The 23544-nt window shown below is 62.2% G+C and carries 24 protein-coding genes; 13 read left to right on the forward strand and 11 right to left on the reverse strand.

Translation table 11 applies throughout. From position 1 onward, the window contains the following. Positions 1-150 precede the first annotated feature (150 nt). From KB890_RS25535 to ccmI, 12 genes are all read left to right on the forward strand, one after another. Positions 151-906 carry a gluconate 2-dehydrogenase subunit 3 family protein gene (locus KB890_RS25535; protein WP_020325165.1) on the forward strand — a complete coding sequence of 252 codons (756 nt, stop codon included), beginning with the start codon at positions 151-153 and terminating at the stop codon, positions 904-906. 2 nt (positions 907-908) lie between these two features. Continuing rightward, on the forward strand, positions 909-2693 hold the full coding sequence (locus KB890_RS25540; RefSeq protein WP_002908285.1) for a GMC family oxidoreductase: 1785 nt from the start codon (positions 909-911) through the stop codon (positions 2691-2693). Between the two features lie 10 nt (positions 2694-2703). After that, positions 2704-4044 carry a c-type cytochrome gene (locus tag KB890_RS25545; protein ID WP_020325167.1) on the forward strand — a complete coding sequence of 447 codons (1341 nt, stop codon included), beginning with the start codon at positions 2704-2706 and terminating at the stop codon, positions 4042-4044. 83 nt (positions 4045-4127) lie between these two features. Beyond that, positions 4128-4751, forward strand: a complete 624-nt coding sequence (ccmA, locus tag KB890_RS25550) for a cytochrome c biogenesis heme-transporting ATPase CcmA (RefSeq protein ID WP_004180281.1) — start codon at positions 4128-4130, stop codon at positions 4749-4751. Further along, a complete protein-coding gene (gene ccmB / locus KB890_RS25555; RefSeq protein WP_004151166.1) occupies positions 4748-5407 on the forward strand; it encodes a heme exporter protein CcmB in 660 nt (219 codons plus the stop codon). The genes ccmA and ccmB overlap by 4 nt, the downstream gene beginning before the upstream one ends. A 49-nt stretch (positions 5408-5456) precedes the next feature. Then, a complete protein-coding gene (locus tag KB890_RS25560; RefSeq protein ID WP_002908223.1) occupies positions 5457-6194 on the forward strand; it encodes a heme ABC transporter permease in 738 nt (245 codons plus the stop codon). Then, positions 6191-6421, forward strand: coding sequence for a heme exporter protein CcmD (ccmD, locus tag KB890_RS25565; RefSeq protein ID WP_002908220.1), 231 nt, complete (start codon positions 6191-6193; stop codon positions 6419-6421). Before KB890_RS25560 ends, ccmD begins: the two co-directional genes overlap by 4 nt. Beyond that, positions 6405-6863 carry a cytochrome c maturation protein CcmE gene (gene ccmE / locus KB890_RS25570; protein ID WP_004180275.1) on the forward strand — a complete coding sequence of 153 codons (459 nt, stop codon included), beginning with the start codon at positions 6405-6407 and terminating at the stop codon, positions 6861-6863. The genes ccmD and ccmE overlap by 17 nt, the downstream gene beginning before the upstream one ends. Then, on the forward strand, positions 6860-8812 hold the full coding sequence (locus KB890_RS25575; protein ID WP_004194012.1) for a heme lyase CcmF/NrfE family subunit: 1953 nt from the start codon (positions 6860-6862) through the stop codon (positions 8810-8812). Before ccmE ends, KB890_RS25575 begins: the two co-directional genes overlap by 4 nt. Beyond that, positions 8809-9363, forward strand: a complete 555-nt coding sequence (locus tag KB890_RS25580; RefSeq protein ID WP_002908216.1) for a DsbE family thiol:disulfide interchange protein — start codon at positions 8809-8811, stop codon at positions 9361-9363. The genes KB890_RS25575 and KB890_RS25580 overlap by 4 nt, the downstream gene beginning before the upstream one ends. An 11-nt stretch (positions 9364-9374) precedes the next feature. Next, on the forward strand, positions 9375-9821 hold the full coding sequence (locus KB890_RS25585) for a cytochrome c-type biogenesis protein (protein ID WP_020325166.1): 447 nt from the start codon (positions 9375-9377) through the stop codon (positions 9819-9821). Then, the gene (ccmI, locus tag KB890_RS25590) at positions 9818-10660 is read left to right on the forward strand and encodes a c-type cytochrome biogenesis protein CcmI (protein WP_004180268.1); all 843 of its coding nucleotides are present in this window, start codon (positions 9818-9820) and stop codon (positions 10658-10660) included. Before KB890_RS25585 ends, ccmI begins: the two co-directional genes overlap by 4 nt. Before the next feature lie 1235 nt (positions 10661-11895). On the opposite strand, the gene KB890_RS25595 is transcribed toward ccmI, so the two are convergent. The 5 genes from KB890_RS25595 to budA all read right to left on the reverse strand — a co-directional run bounded on the left by KB890_RS25595 (position 11896) and on the right by budA (position 16793). After that, positions 11896-12444 carry a hypothetical protein gene (locus KB890_RS25595; RefSeq protein WP_004180263.1) on the reverse strand — a complete coding sequence of 183 codons (549 nt, stop codon included), beginning with the start codon at positions 12442-12444 and terminating at the stop codon, positions 11896-11898. A 221-nt stretch (positions 12445-12665) separates the two neighbouring features. Further along, complete coding sequence (locus tag KB890_RS25600) at positions 12666-13229, reverse strand: GNAT family N-acetyltransferase (RefSeq protein ID WP_004180262.1); 564 nt, start codon at positions 13227-13229, stop codon at positions 12666-12668. Positions 13230-13530: 301 nt separating this feature from the next. Beyond that, positions 13531-14301, reverse strand: a complete 771-nt coding sequence (locus KB890_RS25605) for a (S)-acetoin forming diacetyl reductase (RefSeq protein WP_004151179.1) — start codon at positions 14299-14301, stop codon at positions 13531-13533. 23 nt (positions 14302-14324) lie between these two features. Beyond that, positions 14325-16004, reverse strand: a complete 1680-nt coding sequence (gene alsS, locus KB890_RS25610; RefSeq protein ID WP_094965650.1) for an acetolactate synthase AlsS — start codon at positions 16002-16004, stop codon at positions 14325-14327. Positions 16005-16013: 9 nt separating this feature from the next. Next, complete coding sequence (gene budA / locus KB890_RS25615) at positions 16014-16793, reverse strand: acetolactate decarboxylase (protein WP_004180260.1); 780 nt, start codon at positions 16791-16793, stop codon at positions 16014-16016. A 106-nt stretch (positions 16794-16899) separates the two neighbouring features. On the opposite strand from budA, the gene KB890_RS25620 reads away from it, so the two are divergent. Continuing rightward, positions 16900-17772 (forward strand): LysR family transcriptional regulator, encoded by an 873-nt coding sequence (locus tag KB890_RS25620; RefSeq protein WP_004145376.1) that lies wholly within the window; start codon positions 16900-16902, stop codon positions 17770-17772. A gap of 19 nt (positions 17773-17791) precedes the next feature. On the opposite strand, the gene KB890_RS25625 is transcribed toward KB890_RS25620, so the two are convergent. From KB890_RS25625 to KB890_RS25650, 6 genes are read right to left on the reverse strand one after another with little or no spacing between them, the layout of a single operon-like run. Beyond that, positions 17792-18562 carry a 3-hydroxybutyrate dehydrogenase gene (locus tag KB890_RS25625; RefSeq protein ID WP_002908202.1) on the reverse strand — a complete coding sequence of 257 codons (771 nt, stop codon included), beginning with the start codon at positions 18560-18562 and terminating at the stop codon, positions 17792-17794. A gap of 23 nt (positions 18563-18585) precedes the next feature. After that, complete coding sequence (locus KB890_RS25630) at positions 18586-19980, reverse strand: GntP family permease (RefSeq protein WP_020323796.1); 1395 nt, start codon at positions 19978-19980, stop codon at positions 18586-18588. 44 nt (positions 19981-20024) lie between these two features. Further along, positions 20025-20948, reverse strand: a complete 924-nt coding sequence (locus tag KB890_RS25635; RefSeq protein WP_004180252.1) for a 3-hydroxyacyl-CoA dehydrogenase family protein — start codon at positions 20946-20948, stop codon at positions 20025-20027. 11 nt (positions 20949-20959) lie between these two features. After that, complete coding sequence (locus tag KB890_RS25640) at positions 20960-22141, reverse strand: acetyl-CoA C-acetyltransferase (protein ID WP_004151182.1); 1182 nt, start codon at positions 22139-22141, stop codon at positions 20960-20962. Positions 22142-22150: 9 nt separating this feature from the next. Then, positions 22151-22807, reverse strand: a complete 657-nt coding sequence (locus KB890_RS25645; RefSeq protein ID WP_002908192.1) for a CoA transferase subunit B — start codon at positions 22805-22807, stop codon at positions 22151-22153. Position 22808: 1 nt separating this feature from the next. Beyond that, positions 22809-23516 carry a CoA transferase subunit A gene (locus tag KB890_RS25650; protein WP_022631214.1) on the reverse strand — a complete coding sequence of 236 codons (708 nt, stop codon included), beginning with the start codon at positions 23514-23516 and terminating at the stop codon, positions 22809-22811. Between the last annotated feature and the right edge of the window lie 28 nt (positions 23517-23544).

A 23544-nucleotide genomic window follows, 5' to 3' on the forward strand; every position in this document is an offset into this window, starting at 1 on the left:
TAAATGATATCGCCTCTGGCGATGTTTTATCCGACTTGCCGGGCCGGGCCAGACGCTAAGCGGTTTAAAAGCGCAATGGTATCGGTTCCAGCACGACATTCACTGGTTTTGTCAGCGACAAAAACAGTAATTTTCAATGACAGGAATGTGATGATGTCGAGCGAGAAAACCAACAATTCCAGGCGTGATTTCCTGGTTAAATCGATGGCGCTGATCCCGACGGTGGTGATCGGCGGCGCGGGAGCAGGGGCTATTGGCGTGGCCACCAGCGCGACCGCGCAGGCGGCCCCCACTTCAGAGCCAGCCTCCGGGAACACCGCGACGGCCAGCGACTGGAAGCCGCAGTTCTTCAACGATCGTGAGTGGGCGTTTATCAACGCCGCCGTCGCTCGCTTAATCCCGGCGGATGAACTCGGTCCCGGCGCCAAAGAGGCCGGCGTCCCGGAGTTTATCGACCGCCAGCTCAATACCCCTTACGCCACCGGCTCCATCTGGTATATGCAGGGGCCCTTCAATCCCGACGTGCCGAAAGAGATGGGTTATCAGCTGCCGCTGGTGCCCAAACAGATCTATAACCTCGGGATCGCCGACGCCGAGGCGTGGTGTCAGGACAAATATCATAAAACCTTCGCTGAACTGAGCAGCGAGCAGCAGGACGAGGCGCTCGGCCTGTGGGAATCGGGTAAAGCCGAGTTCAAACAGCTGCCGGCCTCGCTGTTCTTCACCTATCTGCTGCAAAACACCCGCGAAGGGTTCTTCAGCGACCCGATCCATGGCGGCAATAAAGGCATGGTCGGCTGGACGCTGATTAATTTTCCCGGCGCGCGCGCCGACTTTATGGACTGGGTTGAACGGGGCGAACGCTACCCCTTCCCGCCGGTATCAATTAATGGGGAGAGGGCGTAATCATGGCCACCGTATTGAAAAAAACCGATGTCGCGATCGTCGGCTTCGGCTGGGTTGGGGCGATCATGGCCAAAGAGCTGACCGAAGCGGGGCTCAACGTCGTCGCGCTGGAGCGCGGCCCGATGCGCGACACCTGGCCGGACGGCGCCTATCCGCAGGTGATTGATGAGCTGACCTACAACATCCGCCGCAAGCTGTTCCAGGATCTATCGAAAAGCACCGTCACCATCCGGCATAACACCAGCCAACAGGCGGTGCCCTATCGCCAGCTGGCGGCCTTCCTGCCGGGTACCGGCGTGGGCGGCGCCGGGCTGCACTGGTCCGGCGTCCATTTCCGCGTCGATCCCATTGAGCTGCGGATGCGCAGCCACTATGAAGAACGCTACGGCAAAAACTTCATCCCCCAGGATATGATCATCCAGGATTTCGGCGTCACCTACGACGAGCTGGAACCATTCTTCGATAAAGCGGAAAAAGTATTCGGTACTTCCGGGACCGCCTGGTCGATCAAAGGCAAGGTCGTCGGCAAAGGCCGCGGCGGCAACGCCTTCGCCCCGGACCGCTCGGACGACTTCCCGCTGCCGGCGCAGAAAAACACCTGGTCGGCGCAGCTGTTTGAAAAAGCGGCGCTGGAAGTGGGGTATCACCCCTATAACCTGCCGTCGGCCAACACCTCCGACTCCTATACCAACCCCTACGGCGCGCAGATGGGCCCGTGCAACTTCTGCGGTTTCTGCAGCGGCTACGCCTGCTACATGTACTCTAAAGCCTCGCCGAACGTGAACATTCTGCCGGCGCTGCGCCAGGAAAAACGCTTTGAGCTGCGGACCAACGCCAACGTGCTGAAGGTCAACCTGACCGACGACAAATCCCGCGCCACCGGCGTGACCTACGTCGACGGCCAGGGGCGCGAAATGGAACAGCCGGCGGACCTGGTGATTATCGGCGCCTTCCAGTTCCACAACGTGCACCTGATGCTGCTCTCCGGGATCGGCAAACCGTACAATCCGGAGACCGGCGAAGGGGTGGTGGGGCGTAACTTCGCCTACCAGAACATGACCACCATCAAGGCCATTTTCGACAAAGACACCTATACCAACCCGTTTATCGGCGCGGGCGGCAACGGCGTCGGGGTCGACGACTTCAACGCCGACAACTTCGACCACGGCGCGGCGGGCTTTGTCGGCGGTTCGCCATTCTGGGTCAACCAGGCCGGGACCAAGCCCATCTCCGGTTTCCCGGTACCGCCGGGCACCCCGGCGTGGGGCAGCAAGTGGAAAGCGGCGGTGGCCGATACCTACACCCATCACCTGTCGATGGATGCCCACGGCGCGCACCAGTCCTATCGGCAGAACTACCTCGATCTTGATCCGAACTACAAAAACGTCTTTGGCCAGCCGCTGCTGCGCATGACCTTCGACTGGCAGGAAAACGACATCAAGATGGCGCAGTTTATGTTCGATAAGATGGCGCCGATCGCTAAAGCGATGAAGCCGAAATATATCCTCGGCAGCCCAAAAAACGCCAACAGCCACTTTGATACCACCACCTACCAGACCACCCATATGAACGGTGGGGCGGTGATGGGGGAAGATCCGAAAACCAGCGCCGTTAACCGTTATCTGCAAAGCTGGGACGTGCATAACGTCTTCGTCATCGGCGCCTCCGCGTTCCCGCAGGGGCTGGGCTACAACCCAACCGGCACGGTGGCCGCGCTGGCCTACTGGTCAGCGAAGGCGATCCGTGAGCAGTATCTGAAAAATCCGGGTCCCCTGGTGCAGGCATAAAGGAAGGCAGATGATGAAAATGCAATGGTTATCGGCCCTGGTGCTTGGGGCATTGAGCTGCGCGGCCTTCGCCGAAGAGGCGCCTGCGGACAGCAATCTGATTAAGCAGGGGGAGTATCTGGCGCGGGCGGGGGACTGTGTCGCCTGCCACACCAACGGCAAAGCGGGGAAACCTTTCGCCGGCGGTTTGCCGATGGAGACGCCGATCGGCACCATCTACTCCACCAATATCACGCCGGATAAAGAACACGGCATTGGCGGGTACACCTTCGAAGAGTTCGACGACGCGGTGCGCAAGGGCGTGCGGAAAGACGGTTCCACGCTCTATCCGGCGATGCCGTATCCCTCGTTCGCGCGGATCAGCGAAGCGGACATGCGCGCCATGTACGCCTACTTTATGCACGGCGTGGAGCCGGTGAATGTCGCCAACAAGGACACCGACATCCCATGGCCGCTGTCGATGCGCTGGCCGCTGGCGTTCTGGCGCGGCATCTTCGCCCCGACGCCGAGCGACTTTGTCGCCAACCCGCAGGTTGACCCGGTGCTGGAGCGCGGCCGCTATCTGGTGGAAGGCCTGGGCCACTGCGGCGCCTGTCATACCCCGCGTAGCCTGACGATGCAGGAAAAAGCGCTCAGCGAAAGCGAAGGCGATGATTACCTGGCGGGCAGCAATGCGCCGATTGACGGCTGGGTCGCCTCCAGCCTGCGCGGCGAAAACCGCGACGGTCTGGGGACCTGGAGCGAAGCCGAGCTGGCCGAGTTCCTCAAAACCGGACGCAACGATAAATCGGTGGTCTTCGGCGGCATGAGCGATGTGGTGGAGCATAGTCTGCAGTATCTCTCTGATGACGACATCACCGCCATCGCCCGCTACCTGAAGTCGCTCCCGCCGCGCGGCGGCAAACAGACCCCAGCCCCGGTGGAAGACAGCGTGGCGAAAGATCTGTTGAAGGGTAACGACAGCAAAACCGGCGCCGCGCTGTACGTCGATAACTGCGCCGCCTGCCACCGTACCGACGGCGCGGGCTATAAACGCGCCTTCCCGTCGCTGAAGGGCAACCCGGTGGTACAGACGGAAGATGCCACTTCGCTTATCCACATCGTTCTGACCGGGAGCACCACGCCGGCGGTGAAAGATGCGGTCTCCAACCTGACCATGCCGTCGTTCGGCTGGCGCCTGGACGACCAGCAGGTGGCGGATGTGGTCAATTTCATCCGCACCAGCTGGGGCAACAACGCGCCGGCGGTCAGCGCCAGCGATGTGGCGAAGGTGCGTAAGGAGACTGCGGCGCATGATGAGAAGGCGTTAGGCAACGCCGATATCTCGAAGCTGCCGGGGGCCGGACAGTAAGCGTCAGGGTTGCGTCGCCCGCGCGGCGCAACCCATACTTAGCGACGACGTAAAATACTGTCTGAATCAAGGAGTTTGCCTTCATGCTGCATGCAGAGCGACTGACCTGCATCGTTGACGATCGACCGCTGTTTGCGGCGCTGACGCTGTCCCTCGCTGCCGGCGAGCTGCTGCAGATCGCCGGTGATAACGGCGCGGGGAAAACCTCGCTGCTGCGGATCCTCTGCGGCCTGGCGCGCCCGGAAAGCGGGGTGGTGAGCTGGCAGGGCCAGCCGCTGGCGAAGGTCCGGGAGTCATTTCACCGTCAGCTGCTGTGGCTGGGCCATAAACCCGGCGTTAACGCGGCGCTGACCGCCGATGAAAACCTGCGTTTCTTCTTTCCGGCCAGCCGCCTTCAGCAGCGGGAAAGCGCCCTCGCCGCCGTCGGCCTGGCGGGCTATGAAGATCTCCCCTTGAGCCAGCTCTCCGCCGGGCAGCAGCGTCGGGTGGCGCTCACCCGCCTGTGGTTAACCGACGCGCCGCTGTGGATCCTTGATGAGCCGTTCACCGCCCTCGACGCCACGGCGATGGAAACCCTGACCGGTCGCCTGGAGCAGCACGCCCGGCAGGGGGGATGCGCCATCCTCACCACCCACCAGCCGCTGCGGCCGCTGGGCTGTCCGTTGCGCACCCTGCGCCTCGGCGGCGACGCGGGAGGCGGGCAATAATGCGTGCGCTGTTGGCCCGGGAACTGCGCCTGGCGTGGCGCAGCGGGGCGGAGATCCTCAATCCGCTCTGGTTCTTTCTGATCGTCATCACCCTGTTTCCGTTCGGCGTAGGCGCCGCGCCGCAGCTGCTGGCGCAGATTGCGCCGGGCGTGGTGTGGGTCGCCGCGCTGCTGGCGGCGCTGCTGGTGATGGATCGGTTGTTTCGCGACGACTGGCAGGACGGTTCCCTGGAGCAACTGATGCTCCTGCCGACGCCGCTGGTGGCGGTGGTGCTGGTGAAGGTGGTTGCCCACTGGATGATGAGCGGCCTGCCGCTGCTGATCGTCTCGCCGCTGGCGGCGCTGCTGCTGGGGATGAGTCTGCATGACGCCGGTGTGCTGGCGCTGACCTTGCTGCTCGGCACCCCGACGCTCAGTTTTCTCGGCGCGGTGGGGGTTGGCCTGACGGTCGGCCTGAAGCGCGGCGGCGTCCTGCTGAGCCTGCTGGTGCTGCCGCTGGCGGTGCCGCTGCTGATTTTCGCCACCGCGGCCTGCCAGGCGGCGGCCGCCGGGCTCCCGGTCGGCGGCTATCTGGCGATGCTGGCGGCGTTCTTAACCGCCAGCGCCACCCTGTGTCCGTTCGCCACCGCCGCTGCGCTGCGGCTGACCGTGCGATAACTCGCTGCGCCTGCGGGCGCGGCCATCATAACCGTGTGAGTAAGCGTCTATGTGGAAAGCGTTACATCAACTGGCGATCCCCGAGCGGCTGTACCGCCTGTGCGGATGCTGGATCCCCTGGCTGGCGGCGTTGAGCGCGCTGTTGCTGGTCATCGGCCTGGGGTGGGGCTTTGGCTTCGCCCCCGCGGACTATCAGCAGGGGGAAAGCTACCGGATCATGTACCTTCACGTCCCGGCGGCGATGTGGTCGATGGGGCTGTACCTGGCGATGGCCGTCGCGGCCTTCGTCGGGGTGGTCTGGCAGATCAAAATGGCCGACCTGGCGATCGCCGCCCTGGCGCCGGTGGGGGCGGTCTGCACCCTGGTGGCGCTGGTCAGCGGCGCGGCATGGGGCAAGCCGATGTGGGGGACCTGGTGGATCTGGGATGCCCGTCTGACCTCGGAGCTGGTGCTGCTGTTTCTGTATGCCGGGGTCATCGCCCTGTGGCACGCCTTTGACGACCGCCGGCTGGCCGGGCGCGCGGCGGGGATCCTCGTGCTGGTCGGGGTGGTCAATCTGCCCATCATTCATTACTCGGTCTACTGGTGGAACACCCTGCACCAGGGCTCGACCAACCTGCAGCAAACCATCGACCCAAGCATGCGTCTGCCGCTGCGGATCTGCATCTTTGCCTTCCTCACGCTGTCGGTCACCCTGACCCTGATGCGCCTGCGTAACCTGATCCTGCAACTGGAGCGCCGTCGACCGTGGGTGGTGGCGCTGGTGAATAAAGGAGCCGCCCGATGAGCCCCGCCTTTTCGTCTTTCGCCGCCTTCCTGAATATGGGCGGCTATGCCGTGTACGTCTGGCTGGCGGTGGCCGTGGCCGTCGCCGCCTTTGGCCTGCTGACGGTGCATACCCTGTGGGCGCGGCGGGCGCTGTTCCATGAGGTGCGACGCCAGCAGGCGCGCGAGCGGCGGATCGCTGCCGCCCGCGAACATGACAAGGAGGCCGCGGATGCAAGCGCGTCGTAAAACCCGGCTGTATATCGTGCTGGCGGTGCTCGCCGGACTTGGGCTCACCGTCAGCCTGACGCTGTACGCCCTGAGCAGCAATATCGATCTGTTCTACACCCCGGGGGAAATTATCTACGGCAAAACGGAAACCCGGGCGCTACCCCATACCGGGCAGCGCCTGCGGGTGGGGGGCTACGTTCAGCCGGGCTCCCTGCAGCGCGACCCGCAAACTCTCGACGTGCGCTTTAAGCTGTATGACGCCCGCGGGGTGGTGGACGTCAGCTATAAGGGCATTTTGCCGGACCTGTTTCGTGAAGGGCAGGGCGTGGTGGCCCAGGGCGTACTGGATGGCGAGCGGCATATTACCGCCCAGCAGGTGCTGGCCAAACATGATGAAAATTACACGCCGCCGGAGGTGAAAAACGCCATGACGCCGGAGAAAACGGGGACGCAGCCATGATGCCGGAGCTGGGCAACTTTTTATTGTGTCTGGCGGCGGGGCTGGCGCTGCTCCTGAGCGTCTATCCCCTGTGGGGCGCGGCGCGGCAGGATCGGCGGCTGATGGCCCTGGCGCGGCCGCTGGCCTGTGGGCTATTCGCCTGTATCGGCGGCGCCTTCCTGCTGCTGGTGCACGCCTTTGTGGTCAATGACTTTACCGTCCGCTATGTGGCGGAAAACTCCAACAGCGCGCTGCCGGTGTGGTATCGGGTAGCGGCGACCTGGGGGGCGCACGAGGGCTCGCTGCTGCTGTGGGTTCTGCTGCTCAGCGTCTGGACCTTCGCCGTCGCCATCTTCAGCCGCCGGATGCCGCTCGACGCCGTCGCCCGGGTGCTGGCGGTGATGGGGATGATCGCCTTTGGGTTCCTGCTGTTTATCCTCTTTACCTCCAACCCGTTCAGCCGCGGCCTGCCGCAGTACCCCATTGATGGCCGCGACCTCAATCCGCTGCTGCAGGATATCGGCATGATTTTCCATCCGCCGATCCTCTATATGGGTTACGTCGGCTTCTCGGTGGCTTTCGCCTTCGCCATCGCCTCGCTGCTGGCGGGCCGGCTGGATACTGCCTGGGCGCGCTGGTCGCGTCCCTGGACCCAGGCGGCATGGATGTTCCTCACTCTCGGCATCGTGCTGGGCTCGGCGTGGGCATACTACGAACTGGGCTGGGGCGGCTGGTGGTTCTGGGACCCGGTGGAAAACGCCTCGTTTATGCCGTGGCTGGTGGGAACCGCGCTGCTGCACTCCCTGGCGGTAACCGAGAAGCGGGGCAGCTTCCGCGCCTGGACGGTGCTGCTGGCCATCGCCGCCTTCTCCCTGTGCCTGCTGGGCACCTTCCTGGTGCGCTCCGGGGTGCTGGTTTCGGTGCATGCCTTCGCCTCGGATCCGTCGCGCGGGCTGTTTATTCTGGTACTGCTGATTGTCGCCATCGGCGGATCGCTGCTGCTGTACGCCCTGAAGGGTGGCCGGGTGCGGGCGCGGGTGGAACATACGCTGTGGTCGCGCGAGTCGTTCCTGCTTGGCAACAATATCTTGCTGATGGCCGCGATGCTGGTGGTGCTCCTCGGAACGCTGCTGCCGCTGGTGCATAAAGAGCTGGGCCTCGGCAGCATCTCCATCGGCGAGCCGTTCTTCAATACCATGTTCACCGCCCTGATGGCGCCGTTTTCGCTGCTGCTGGGGCTGGGACCGCTGATCCGCTGGCGGCGCGATGACGTCGCCAGGCAGATTAAGCGCCTGATTATCGCTCTGCTGGTGACGTTGTCACTTTCTCTGGCGCTGCCGTGGCTGCTGCAGGACCGTATCACCGCCATGGCGGTCATAGGCCTGATGATGGCCCTGTGGGTGCTGATCTTCGCCCTGATGGAGGTTCACGAACGGGCCACCCATCGCCACGGCTTCTGGCGCGGCCTGCGCACTCTGACCCGCAGCCAGTGGGGGATGGTGCTCGGCCACGTTGGCGTGGCGGTGACCGTTATCGGCATCACCTTCAGCCAGAACTACAGCGTGGAGCGCGATGTACGGATGCGCCCCGGCGACAGCATCGATATCCACCGCTATCACTTTGTGTTTAACGGCGTGCGCAATATCGTCGGCCCCAACTGGACCGGCGGCGAAGGCATTATCGCCGTGACCCGCAACGGCCGCCCGGAAGCGACGCTGTATGCCGAGAAACGCTTTTACACCGCCAGCCGGATGATGATGACCGAGGCGGCGATCAGCGGCGGGCTGACCCGCGATCTGTACGCCGCGCTAGGGGAAGAGCTGAGCGACGGCAGCTGGGCGGTGCGTCTGTACTATAAACCGTTCGTTCGCTGGATCTGGTACGGCGGGGTGCTGATGGCCCTCGGCGGTCTGTGCTGCATGCTCGACCCGCGCTACCGGATGCGTAAGAAGCTGCAGGAGGCCTCATGAACCGGAAGCTACTGTTTATCCCGCTGGTGCTGTTTCTGGCGCTGGCCGCCGCGCTGTTCTGGCAACTGATGCGCAACGCCGATGGCGATGACCCGACGACCCTCGAGTCGGCGCTGATTGGCAAACCGCTGCCGGAATTTCGCCTTGAAGCGCTGAATACCCCCGGTCAGACGCTGGACCGACGGACGCTGATTGACGGCAAGCCGCTGCTGCTCAATGTCTGGGCCACCTGGTGTCCAACCTGTCGCGCCGAGCATCAGTTTCTCAACGGCCTGGCGCAGCAGGGCGTGCGGGTGGTGGGGATGAACTACAAAGACGATCGCCAGAAGGCGATGAGCTGGCTGCAGCGCCTGGGTAATCCCTACAGGCTGAGCCTTTACGACGGCAACGGCATGCTTGGCCTGGATCTCGGGGTCTATGGCGCGCCGGAGACGTTTCTCATCGACGGTCAGGGCATTATCCGCTGGCGGCACGCCGGCGACCTGAACGAACGGGTGTGGCGCGAGGAGCTCCAGCCGCTGTGGGATCAATACAACCGGAGGGCGGGTTGATGAGAGGGGTAATGGTCATCCTGCTGGCGCTGATGCTGACCGGCCAGGCGTGGGCCGCCATCGACACCTGGCAGTTTAAAGACGAGGCCCAGGAGCAGGCTTTCCGCGAGATCACCTCCCGGCTGCGCTGTCCGAAATGCCAGAACAACAGCATCGCCGACTCAAACGCGATGATTGCCGCCGATATGCGGCAGAAGGTGTACGAGCTGATGCAGCAGGGAAAAACGCAAGAGCAGATCGTTGACTATATGGTGGCTCGCTACGGCAATTTTGTCAGCTACGAGCCGCCCCTGACCGCGGGCACGGTGCTGCTGTGGCTGGGGCCGGGGCTGTTCGTGCTGGCGGGCGCGGGGGTGATTATCGCCCGCACGCGCCGTCGCGACATTCCTGACGCGGCGCTCAGCGTCGAAGAGCGCCAGCGGCTGGCGGCATTATTGCAAGAAGGAAAAGAACGATGAGCCTGTTGGTGGTTATCGTCGCGCTGCTGCTGGCTGGCGCGCTGGGGCTGCTGTACTTCCCGTGGTCGGGCAAAGGGGCGGTAGACCGCAATGCCCTCAACCGCGCCCTGTACCAGTCGCGCCTGCAGGAGCTGGCGCAGGAGCGCGGCGAGGACAACCCGGCGCTGGTCGTCGAACTGCAGCGCACCCTGCTGACGGATATTCCGCCCCAGGCACAGCCTGGCGAACGGCCGCTACGCCGCTGGGCGCTGCTTCCGGGCGCGCTGCTGCTGGTGGTCCTGAGTCTGGGCCTGTATCTGAAAACCAGCGATATTGGTCAGGTGCTGCTCTGGCAGCAGGCTGAACGACATTATCCTGCACTGTTGCAGCAGGTTAAGGACCCGACGGCGGCGCCGCTGCGAATGGATGAGCTGGCGGAGCTGCGGCTTGGCCTGCGCAGCCACCTGCAGGATACCCCGAACGACCTCGCCGGCTGGCAGCTGCTTGGGCGGCTGGGCCTGTTGTTAAACGATGGCGAGACGGCGATCGGCGCCTTTGGCCGGGCGCATGCTCTGGCGGCGGACGACCCGGCGGCGGCTTTCGATTACGCCAGCGCGCTGGTGCGGGCGGGAGATAGCGGTCAGGTTCGGATGGGCGAGCTGCTGCTGCGCGACCTGCATCAGCGGCAGCCGAACAGCCTGCCGGTGCTGGAGATGCTGGCCCTGAGCGCGGTGCGCAATGAAGATTACCCCGAGGCCGTGGCGGCCCTGCAGGCGTTACTGGCCCGGCTGCCGGAAGGGGATGCGCGGCGCGCGGCGATTGTCCGCCAGCTGGCGCAGGCGCAGCAGCAGGCGCAATAACTGCCCGGCGGCGCTGAACGTGGGGTCTGCCGCGAGGGCGGTACGGTCAGCCCTGGTTTTGTAGGCCGGGTCAGGCGCAGCCGCCACCCGGCACAAAATCGGCTCCGTGCCCGCTGTCCTTGCCCGGCGGCGCTACGCTTGCGCGGGCCTACGAAGGGCGCGAATAGAGCGCCAAATCGCGGGTAGCCTTTGTAGGCCGGGTAAGGCGCCAGCCGCCACCCGGCAACATGTTGGGCTCGGAGCCTGATTTCTTGCCGGCGGTGGTGGCGACTATTATCGGTTTCCTGGTTCTCAGCCCGGGAAAGCGTTTCTCACGCGTGACTTCAGCGTACTCTGTGCTCCCGTTTCGTGGTGCTGCACCTGGTTCTCCGTGGCGCAGGGAGCGTCATGGAACGGCAACGACTGCCGTACGGTTCTCTCTCCCTCCGGAAGAAGGCCTGGGTGAGGGAAAGCACTGCCGGGAAGTCTTTTATGTTATCTGTGGCTTCAGCGTATTTTGCGCTCCCGATTAATCTTCTGCGTTATGCCTGGCATGGCGCAGGGAGCGCACAGGGGGCGGCCAGTCGCCGCCGCCCCCTGTACCCCCGGGCTCCGGCCAGCAAAATCGCCGCTACGCGGTCCCTTCGACTTATCCCCGCAGGCTTCGGGTCGGGCCGAGGCAGCGTCCGTGCAAAACACGGCCCTCAGCCCGCATCCATGCGGGCTGCCCCGGCCTTCCGGGAACGTCTCAGCGATTTTGAGGCCGCCAGCACCGGCAGTTTCAGCAACAATGGTGAATAAATTAACGACAAGTCGCACGGACCGTAGGCCGGGTAAGTCGCAGCCGCCACCCGGCACAAAAGCGGCTCCGCACCCGCTGCCCTTGCCCGGCGGCGCTACGCTTGCGCGGGCCTGCGAAGGGCGCGAATTGAGCGCCAAATCACCGGGTCGGGTAAGGCGTAGCTGCCACCCGGCAAAAATACGGCACCAGAGCGTAGCCCGGATAAGGCGCCATACGCCGCCATCCGGGTTTTTCTCTGCTGGCGCTGTCATGCCGCTGACGCGGCTTTCAGAAGCCTCTCGATGTTGTAAATGTACGAATGCTATTCCAGAATTTCATGTCTGCTGTGTGCCCAAAGTGGAAGTAGGAGATTATCTGCATATCGAAAAATGGCTGCCTAAGCCATGGCGATTCATACAGCGTTTTTTGTGCCTCCACAAAAATCCATTTCCATGGTTTTAGTTTCGTTGAACATTTATACAGAGGACAAACCTGATCCAATAGGGAAATCTTTGTTAATGAATCCATGTAGACCATCAAGCTTAAGGTTTGGTTTTACATAGAATTCAAACGGCTGTTTATATAACATTTCATTGTTATTTCTATAAAATTTGAAACCCTTTGTTGCGCTCATTCGAAATTCGTTATATTCATATATAGGTAGAAAAACTTCATATGTCATCCTCTCATTAACCCCCTCCTTGTAATAAAAACAGATATGTATATCACCTAGTGTATAACCAAAATCCGGAATTGGTATGTGCATAATATCATTGGGTTTAATACCATCTTTCATAGTTATAAAAATTTTCTTCATAATTTGAGTTCCATATTTATTTGTATATGTAACATAGACATTGGAACCGTCAATTATATCGATGTCACCATTGCGCAGATCTCCCACTTTTATTTGTAACTCACCTAAGGTGGCTCGCTTACCAGCTTCCTCCACAGTAAAATCCGTTTTAAAAAAATCACAGCCAGAAAGAGCAATGGATAACAACAGAATAATAATCACTCTCATGTTCATCCTCTTAAGTCCCTTATTTAATTTTATCCGTTTGTATAGCTAAAGTATGTGCTCGTTATGATAACAGAACAACCCTTGACGATAATCTTAGACAGACATGGGTGCCGCTGTCATCAGAATGAGAGCGACTGCAAACGTCCTTTCTTCGCTCATAGCGGACCTACAACTCAGTCGCTCGTCCGATCCGCGTCAGCAGCGGGCGTTACGCATGAACTCTAATGATCAATGGGTGGGGTAGTTCCCCTACTTAGCGCGTTGTTCCACTCATCCAGAGTCACAGTAAAAAGCATGCTTGCGGGCTCATTTTTCACGTCATGAATATTTCGTGAAAACCGGAGACCTGCTTTCGTCAGGATCTTTTGGGATGCCAGATGGTTTGGTCTTACTACCGCAGAAATCTCAGCCAGTTTTAAAACATCAAACCCGTACCCGACCGCATATTTAGCGAACTCTGTCGCCAGACCTTTCCCCCACGACTCTGTAGAGAAACGATACCCCAGGTTCATTATCGGTGTATTGTCATAACTGATAATGCTAAGCCCTCCAAAACCGATAATTCTATCGGGATTCTCTTTCAGTGAGATAGCCCAGTTTCCGAACCTATAATTCTCCCAGTGGTTAAGCCAGCGGGCCATTACATTACGTGCGTGACTAATATCGGGATACGGGCCTGCTGGATTGAACGTATTTGTTGCAGGGTCGCCATAAATCCTGAAGAGATCATCTATATCTGATGCGTTTACGCGGCGAAGATAAAGTCTTGAGCGATCTGGTTGCAAAGTAATCTCCTGATCTACGGTTTATAAAGTGGAGTATATTGCTGATATATAGATGTTAGATCCAGATTTCTCAATAGGGTTGTTATGCTCGTGTGACAAAATATTCAATCGCACACAGTGACAGGTAGCTCTTCGCTCAAAGCATACTTTCATCCCAGCCAGATTGCCACGTTGTGCCGAAGCGTAAGTGACAACGCCAGAGACTTTCAAATATCGTTGCTGTGTTTTGCACGAAGCTCACACCCAAACCAAAAAAGCCCCTGCGCGAAAGCAGGGGCAAGCCATGTCAGAGCTTTTTTTATTAGTTAAATACCATCCCGCCGTCGATCAGCAATGACTGACCGGTCATATAATCAGAATCCGGGCTGGCAAGATAGGAGACGCAGGCGGCGACATCTTCCGGCTCGGACAGGCGGCCGAGGGTGATGCGTTTGGCGAACTCGGCGGTACCGTAGCCCAGCGGTTTACCGGCGGCTTCGGACACCTGGCGGTCAATTTCAGCCCACATCGGCGTTTTGACAATTCCCGGGCAGTAGCCATTGACCGTGATGCCCAGCGGCGCGAGGTCGCGAGCGGCGGTCTGGGTTAAGCCGCGTACGGCGAATTTACTCGAGCTATACACCGCCAGCTCCGGGTTACCGACGTGGCCGGCCTGGGAACAGGCGTTGATGATTTTCCCGCCGTGACCCTCTTTCTTAAAGGCCTCAACCGCCGCCTGGATGCCCCAGATCACCCCTTTGACGTTGATATTGTAGACTTTGTCGACAATCTCCGGGGTAATGGACTCGATCGGCGTGGACGGCGCCACGCCGGCGTTGTTGACGATGACGTCGAAGCCGCCCAGCGTTTTGCGCGCCTGTTCGACGGCGGCAAACACCTGATCGCGGTCGGAGACATCCACTTTCACCGCCATGGCGCGGCCGCCGGCCTGGTTGATTTCGGAGGCGACCGCTTTGGCGGTGGCGTCGTTATAATCGGCAATGGCCACGGCAAATCCATCCTTCACCAGACGAAGGGCGATAGCTTTACCAATCCCCTGGCCGGCGCCGGTAACAAGTGCGACTTTTTTCATTTTCCTTTCCTTATTGTGATGACTTACAGAATCTGACTCAGATGCAGCTGGCCCATCAGCAGCGGGTTATCGCGATAATCCACCGGGATGGCCACCACCGCCGGGCCGTCGACGTCCATCGCCGCGCGCAGGGGCGGCTCCAGCGCCTCGGCGCTTTCCACGGCAAACCCTTTCGCGCCGAAGGATTCGGCATAGGCTTTAAAATCCATCGGCCCAAACTCGACGCCGGACAGGCGCTGGTATTTTTTCTCTTCCTGGATAGCCACCATGTTGTAGCCGTTATCGACCCAGATAAGATGCAGCACGTTGGCTTTCAGGCGGACGGCGGTCTCCAGCTCCATGCTCGACTGCAGGAAGCCGCCGTCGCCGGAGACGGAGACCACTTTGCGCTCAGGATTGACCAGCCAGGCGCCGATGGCCCAGGGCAGGGCGACGCCCATGGTCTGCTGGCCGTTGGAGATCATCACCTGACGGGCGCGGAAGCTGTACAGGTAGCGGGCAATCCAGATATGGAAGCTGCCCATGTCCACGGTCAACGTGACGTCGCTGTTGACGATATCCTGCATGGCGCGAACGATGCGCAGGGGATGCAGGGCAAACTGGTTGAGCTGCGCGCCGCGGCGGTCCAGCAGCTCGCGCTGGTGCTGGCGGTCGCGGAGGATCTCCGCCGCCTGCGGGGAGAGCACCAGCCGATGATCGATATTTTGCGCCAGCTTGTTGAGAGTGCCGGCGATATCGCCCACCAGCTCGACATCCGGGGTGTAGTTGCGCTCTTCATAGGCGGGCAGCACGTCGATGTGCACCAGCGTCGCGTTGCCGCTGTTCCACATCGCCGGTTCGTATTCCACCGGGCTGTAGCCGATGCAGATCACCAGGTCGGCGAGCTGCAGCAGACGGTCCCCGGCCTGGTTGTTAAACAGCCCAACCCGGCCGGCGAAGCGAGAGAAGTTATCCTGATTCACCGCTCCGGCGGCCTGATAGGTGCTGGTGACTGGAATATGGCTGGTCTCCAGCAAACGGCGCAGCGCCTTGCTGTTTTCCGGCTGGCTGGCCATCAGGCCGAGCAGGAAGATCGGGTTCTTCGCCTGGGCGATAAGTTTCGCCACCTGGTCGATGGCATCATCCGGCGCGGCGCCCATCTGCGGGGCCCCGCTGGCCGGCAGCACTTTGCCGCTGACCGGGCCATCGACCACATCCTGCGGCAGGCTAACGAACGCGCTGCCCGGCCGGCCCTGCTCGGCGGCGCGGAAGGCGTTGGAGACCACTTCCGCCAGCGCATCCGGCGCCGTCACCTCGACGGCGTATTTGGTGACCGGGCTGAACATCGCCACCGTATCCATACTCTGGTGGACCTGCTTCGCTTTATCGGCGCGTTTTACCGCGCCGCCCAGGGCTACCACCGGGTCGCCTTCGCTGTTCGCGGTGGCCATGCCGGTGATCAGGTTGGAACAGCCCGGACCGGAGGTGACCAGCGCCACGCCCGCTTTGCCGGTAATGCGTCCGACGGCGGCGGCCATAAATGCGGCGTTGGCTTCGTGGCGTACCGGAATAATGCGAATCGAGGAATCCAGCAGTGAATCGAAGACCTTGTCGATTTTGGCGCCGGGGATGCCGAACACCTGGCGTACCCCCTGAGCTTCCAGCTGACTGACGACGAGATCGGCGCCGTGCGCCCACTGGCGTACCGGATACTGTTTGTCCATGTGACCCCCTTAACTTTCTACGGAACGGATGGCGGCATCGAGATTATCGGGATGCAGATTAGCCTGCAGGAACGCGCTGTCGGCGGGCAGGTCGATCATCAGCTTGTGAATTTCGCCGAAGGTCAGCACCCCGTGGTCGAGCTGGTAATCCAGCAGGTGACCGCCGCCTTTGCGGTCATCGGTAATAAAGTGCTCGTGATACCCGGCGACGTTGATCCCCTGCATATGCTGCGGGGTCCGGAAGCCGACCAGCACCCCTTCGCGCTGGTTAAAGCGGAACACCGGCTGATCGTCGAGGACGTCGGTCATCGCCCGGTACGGCGGCGTCTGGCGCGGCACGGTGCGGGTATGGGCATGGCGGAAATGGCCGTCGATGCGCAGGGCGCAGAACAGGTTGTCAGAGGGGATTTGCTGGTCGATCACCTCGTGCAGCTTCTGGCGGCTCACCGGATGGTCAAAGGTTTTCCGGTACTGCGGCTGGAACCAGGTCATCACCGCGAACGGCGTTTTCTGCTCCGGCTGGGCTTTGCGCGCGCTGCCGTCGGCGCGCAGCTGATAGACCTGACTGCTGAAGGCGATCAGCTCCCCGTCCAGCTCATTAAAGGTGCCGAGGCCGAAATCGCCGTGTTTCAGCAGGTCCGCGATGGTGGTGCTGCCTTCGTAAACCCCGCTCAGCAGGGCGCTCATGAGCGATGTCTGATAGAGCACGCTCTCGGGATGCTGCGCGGAAAACGCCCGCAGGGTTTCGCATAGACTCTCTTCGCAGGTGCATTCAGCAGAATGATTCATATACCACTTCCTCGTTCAACAAATATAAGAAAGGTTAAATAAATGTTGACCCGATTCAGCTCACAGTTCCAATATAGAAACCATGCTGGTTTGAGACGTTTTCGATATGGAACTTCGTTATCTTCGCTATTTTGTCGCCGTCGCCAGGACGCGGCACTTCACCCAGGCCGCCAAGGAGCTGGGTATTTCACAGCCTCCGTTAAGTCAGCAAATTCAGCGGCTTGAGCGCGAAGTGGGGACCCCGCTGTTTCGGCGTTTAACCCGCGGGGTGGAGCTGACGGAAGCGGGAGAGTCTTTCTATGAGGATGCCCGCCAGATCCTCGCCATGAGCGATGCGGCGCTGGAGAAGGCCAAGGGCATTGCGCGCGGGATGAACGGCAGCCTGTCGCTAGGCATTACCAGTTCTGATGCTTTCCATCCGCAAATCTTCACGCTGCTGCACCGTTTTCAGCTCGACCACCCCGGGGTGACCCTGCACCAGATGGAAGACAATATGGCCAATCTGATGACCGCCCTGAGCGAGGCCGAGCTGGATATCGCCTTCGTCCGCCTGCCGTGCGAGAGCAGTAAAGCCTTTAATCTGCGGATTATCGATGAGGAGCCGATGGTTATCGCGCTGCCGCGCGATAACCCGCTGGCGACGCAGCCGACCCTGGCCCTGGAGCAGCTGCGCGACGTGGCGCCGATCCTCTTCCCGCGGGAGGTGGCCCCCGGGCTGTATGAGCTGGTGTATAACAGTTGCCTGCGCGCCGGGATCGATATGGAGCGCGCCTGGCAGTCGTCGCAAATTTCATCGTCGCTGAGCATGGTCAATGCAGGCTTCGGCTTCGCGCTGGTTCCGCAGTCGATGACCTGCATCCAGCAGCCGAACGTCAGCTATCACCCGCTTAGCGGGGCGCCGCTGAAGACCGATATCGCCATCGCCTGGCGGCGCTTCGAGCGCTCGCGTACGGTGAAACGCTTTCTGGCGATGTTCTGATCTTCGCGGCGCCAGCGGCTTACTGCGCCACCCAGCCGCCATCCATGTTCCATGCGGCGCCGCGCACCTGGGCGGCGGCGTCGCTGCACAGAAACAGCGCCATTTCGCCCAGCTGCTGCGGGGTGACAAACTCCCCGGAGGGCTGTTTTTCCGCCAGCAGCTGGGCGCTGGCCTGCTCCGGGTCGACCCCCTCGGCGATGCGTTTGTCGATCTGCTGCTGCACCAGCGGGGTTAGCACCCAGCCAGGGCAGATGGCGTTGCAGGTGATGCCGCTGCGCGCGGTTTCCAGGGCCACGGTTTTGGTGAGCCCGACCACCGCGTGCTTGGCGGCGACGTAGGCCGATTTCTCTTTCGACGCCACCAGGCCATGCACTGAGGCAATGTTGATGATGCGCCCCCAGTTGCGCTGGCGCATACCCGGCAGCGCCAGGCGGGTGGTGTGGAAGACGCTGGAGAGATTGATGGCGAGAATATCGTTCCATTTGTCCACCGGGAACTGCTCCACCGGGGCCACGTGCTGGATGCCGGCGTTATTGATCACGATATCGACGCCTCCGAAGGTGCTTTCGGCATAGCGCATCATCGCTTCGATCTGCCCGACGTCGCGCAGGTCGGCGTCGTGATAGCCGGGGATCTTGCCCAGCGCGGCGACTTCAGCCCGGGCGTGGCTGCTGTCGCCGAAGCCATTGAGCACCAGCTGGGCGCCTGCCTGCGCCAGCACTTTGGCGATCCCTAAACCGATGCCGCTGGTGGAGCCGGTGACCAGCGCCGTTTTACCGTGTAAGTTCATTGTATTACTCCTTCAATCTGGTATCAGACAATGCCGGTCACATAGAACGTGGCAATGACAAACAGTACCGCGAGGCTTTTGATCACCGTGATGGCGAAAATGCCGCCGTAGGCCTGGCGATGGCTCAGGCCGGTGATCGCCAGCAGGGTGATCACCGCCCCGTTGTGCGGCAGGGTGTCCATGCCGCCGCTGGCCATGGCGGCGACACGGTGCAGTACCTCGAGCGGAATATTGGCGGCGTGGGCGGCGGCGACAAAGGTCTCGGACATCGCCGCCAGGGCGATGCTCATCCCCCCGGAGGCCGAGCCGGTGATCCCGGCCAGCACCGTGACGCTGATCGCCTCGTTTAACAGCGGATTGGGAATGGCCGCGAGGGCTTTTGACAGCACCAGGAAACCCGGCAGGGCGGCGATAACCGCGCCGAAGCCATACTCAGAGGCGGTGTTCATCGCCGCGAGAATAGCCCCGCCCACCGCCGTCCGGCTTCCCTCCGCCAGCCGGCCGCGGATATTGCGATAGCCGCAAACCAGCACCAGCACAATGCCGGAGAGCAGCGCCGCCTGCACCGCCCAGATGGCGGTGATTTTCCCCACTTCGGTGACGACAGGCTTCGCCAGGCCCGGCAGGTTGAGCTCATGGCTGGCGCCGTACCACTGCGGGATCCAGTGGGTGAACAGCAAATTCAGCACCCCCACCAGCAGCAACGGGGCGATAGCGATTAGCGGATGCGGCAGATCGATGTCATCCGGGGTCTCCGGCTCATTTTGCAGGTCGGTCCCATAGCCTTCGCCGCGGGCCTGCGCTTTGCGGCGCTGACGCTCCAGCCACAGCAAACCGAAGATGATAATGAACAGCGAGCCGATAAGCCCCAGCCAGGGGGCCGCCCAGGCGTTGGTGCCGAAGAAGCTGGTGGGAATAATATTCTGGATCTGCGGCGTGCCGGGCAGGGCGTCCATGGTAAACGAGAATGCCCCGAGGGCGACGGTGGCGGGGATCAGCCGTTTGGGGATCCCGCTCTGGCGAAATAGTTCGGCGGCGAAAGGGTAGACGGCAAAGGCCACCACAAACAGCGACACCCCGCCGTAGGTCAGCAGGGCGCACACCAGCACGATCACCGGGATTGCGTGGCGGCGCCCAAGGATGCGGATGGCGGCGGCGACAATCGAACGTGAGAATCCCGACAGCTCAATCAGCTTGCCGAATACCGCGCCCAGCAGAAACACCGGGAAATAGAGCTTCACAAAGCCGACCATTTTTTCCATAAACAGGCCGGTAAAGGCCGGGCCGACCGCGCCCGGGTCGGTGAGGAGCACCGCGCCGAGGGCGGCGATCGGCGCAAAGAGGATCACGCTGTATCCACGGTAGGCTGCCAGCATCAGTAACGCCAGCGCGGCCAGGGCTATTATCACACTCATCACGACGTCTCACTCTCATTGTTATTGTAGGGGTACAGAACGCGATACTAGGGTTTCAGGGCGAAGCGCAGCTGGTGTTCCCGGCGCGACTGGATGCGCTGGTGCCGGGCCTCGTCCCAGCGGTAAAAGCCTTGCCCGCTGCGGGCGCCGGTGTCGCCTCGCGCCACTTTCTCCGCCACCAGCGACATCATCTCCGTGCCGCTGGCCAGCTCCGGCAGCAGGTGCTGGCAGATATCCTGGACCGTCGCCAGGCCGGTCATGTCCGCAGCCTCCAGCGGGCCGACCATCGCATAGCGGCGGCCCAGCGAGGCGCGCATCACCTGGTCCACCACCTCCGGGGAAGCGATGCCGCTGTGGACGATATGCAACGCTTCGCGCAGCAGGGCGAACTGCAGCCGGTTGCCGACAAAGCCCGGCGCGGCGCGGTTGAGCACCACCGCCTCCAGCGCGCAGGCGGCGCAAAAGCCGCTCACCTCGCGCGCCAGATGAGGCAGCGTGGCGCTCCCGGGCACCACTTCCACCAGCGGGATCAGGTGCGGCGGATGCCAGAAATGAGCGATCAGTAGCCGTTCCGGGAGGCGCATGCCCTGCGCCAGCTGATCCGGCGGCAGGCCGCTGGTGTTGCTGGCGATAATCGCCTCGTCGGCGATCAGCGTTTCCAGCTCGGCGTACAGGGCGTGCTTCAGCGCCAGCCGTTCGGGGATCGCTTCAATCAGCAGCGTGGCATCGGCCAGGGCATTCAGCGTCGGGGTGGGGGTCAGACGGGCCAGCACCGCGTCGCGGTCGGCGGGATCCTGTTGACCGCTGGCCTCCAGCTCGCACAGGATGGCGCTGGCCACCGCCGGAACCTCGGCGAGACGCTGCGGGTCGGTGTCATACAGGCGGACGGCGTGACCGTGACGGGCGAAATGGCAGGCGATACCGACGCCCATCAGTCCCGCGCCGAGTACCGCCAGGCGTGGTGTAAACATAGTGGCTCCTGTTAACGTTGAAGGGTCATGGCGATGCCCTGGCCGCCGCCGACGCACAGGGTGGCCAGCCCTTTGCTGGCGCCCCGGCGCTGCATCTCATGCACCAGGCTAACGAGGATCCGGCAGCCGGAGGCGCCGATGGGATGGCCCAGGGCGATGGCGCCGCCGTTGACGTTGACCTTCTCGCTATCCCACTCAAGCAACTGACCGACGGCCAGCGCCTGGACGGCAAAAGCCTCGTTCGCTTCGATAAGGTCCACCTCGTCCAGCGTCCAGCCGGCGCGCTGCAGCGCCTGGCGGCAGGCGCTCACCGGGCCGATGCCCATCACCGACGGGTCGACCCCGGCGACCGCTGAGCTGACAATGCGCGCCAGCACCGGCAGCCCAAGCTCGCGCGCTTTATCGACGCGCATCAGCAGGACCGCCGCGGCGCCGTCGTTCAGCGACGAGGCATTCCCGGCGGTGACGCTGCCGTCAGCCGGGCGAAACGCCGGGCGCAGCTGGGCCAGCTGCTGCTCGCTGGTCTCCGGGCGCGGTTGCTCATCGTCAGTCACGACTCGCGGCGGCTTTTTGCCCTGCGGGACGCTGACCGGAACGATCTCCTCGCGAAAGCGCCCGGCGGCGATAGCAGCCGCCGCTTTGCGCTGGGAGCTGGCGGCGAAGGCGTCCTGGCGCTCGCGGCTGATGTCGAAGGCGTCGGCGAGGTTCTCGGCGGTAATGCCCATGTGGTAGTCGTTAAAGGCGTCCCACAGGCCGTCCTGGATCATGCTGTCCTGCAGGCTGGCGTGGCCGAAACGCAGGCCGTCGCGGGCGCCATGCATCAGATAGGGAGCATTGCTCATGCTCTCCTGGCCGCCGGCGATAACGATCCCGGCGTCGCCGCAGCGGATCGCCTGCACCGCTTGCTGAACCGCTTTCAGTCCGGAGCCGCACACCAGATTGACGGTGACCGCCGGAGTGTCGACCGGCAGGCCGGCCCGCAGCGCGGTCTGGCGCGCCGGGTTCTGCCCGCAGCCGGCGGTAAGCACCTGGCCGAAAATTAGTTCGTCGACCGCTGCGGCAGGCAGCTGGCAGCGTTCAAGCAGGCCGCGCACCACCGCCGCGCCGAGGTCGACGGCGGAAAGAGGGGCGAAGGCGCCGCGAAAGCTGCCTACCGGGGTGCGTACTGCAGCAACAATGGCAATATCGGTCATGGTCTCTCCTTAACTGAAGCGCATTTCGCGCACGTCGTCGGCGACGATCAGCCGTCCCGCCGTTTTACGTATCACCTCGTCGGGGCTGACCCCCGGGGCCACTTCGCGCAGGACAAACGCGCCGTCGACAATCTCCAGCAGGGCCAGGTCGGTGAGTACCCGGCGAATACAGCCCACGCCGGTGAGCGGCAGGGTGCACTGCGGCAGCAGTTTGGATTCGCCGTTTTTTGAGGCGTGGGTCATCACCACGATGATGTTCTGCGCGCCGGCCACCAGGTCCATGGCGCCGCCCATCCCCTTGACCATTTTTCCAGGGATCATCCATGAGGCGATGTTGCCCGCGACGTCGACCTCAAAGGCGCCAAGAACGGTCAGGTCGACGTGGCCGCCGCGGATCATGGCGAACGACTGGGCGGAATCGAAGATCGCCGCCCCGGTTTGCGCGGTGACGGTTTGTTTACCGGCGTTAATCATGTCGGCGTCGATGGTTTCCTCATCGGGAAATTCGCCCATCCCCAGCAGGCCGTTCTCCGACTGGAGCATCACTTCAATGCCGGCGGGAATGTAGTTGGCCACCAGCGTCGGGATACCGATCCCGAGGTTGACGTAGTCGCCATCGCGCAGCTCCTGGGCGACGCGCATCGCCATTTGTTCACGGGTCAGCATCTCAGTGCCCTCCGGCGCGCAGGGGGCGCTGTTCAATACGTTTTTCGAATTGCCCGACGATCAGCCGGTCGACATAGATCCCCGGAGTATGGATGGCGGAGGGGGGCAGTTCGCCCGGCGGCACAATCTCTTCCACCTCCACCACCGTAATGCGCCCGGCGGTGGCCATCAGCGGGTTGAAATTCTGCGCGGTGTGGCGATAGACCACGTTGCCGTACCAGTCGGCTTTCCAGCCTTTGACCAGCGCGAAATCGCCGCGGATCGCCTCTTCAAGGATGTAGTGTCTTCCGTCGAACTGGCGCACCTCTTTGCCTTCGGCGACCGGGGTGCCATACCCGGTGGCGGTGTAAAAGCCGGGGATGCCGGCGCCGCCGGCGCGGATTTTTTCCGCCAGCGTTCCCTGCGGGGTGAGTTCTACCGCCAGCTCGCCGCTCAGCACCAGCTGTTCAAACAGCGCGTTTTCCCCGACGTAAGAGGCCACCACCTTGCTGACCTGGCGCGACTCCAGCAGCATGCCGAGACCGAAACCGTCGACCCCGCAGTTGTTGGAGACCACCGTCAGCCCCTGCACCTGGCGACGCTGCACCTCGGCGATCAAGTTCTCGGGAATGCCGCACAGGCCGAAGCCGCCGGCGAGCAGCGTCATGCCGTCCGTTAACCCTTCCAGCGCCGCTTCGTAACTGGCGACGCGTTTATCCAGTCCTGCCATCTTGTCTCTCCTGCCTTGCGATAGCCTT

Origin of the sequence: Klebsiella sp. P1954 (genome assembly GCF_018199955.1) — a bacterium.
GTDB classification, from domain to species: Bacteria; Pseudomonadota; Gammaproteobacteria; order Enterobacterales; family Enterobacteriaceae; genus Klebsiella; species Klebsiella pneumoniae.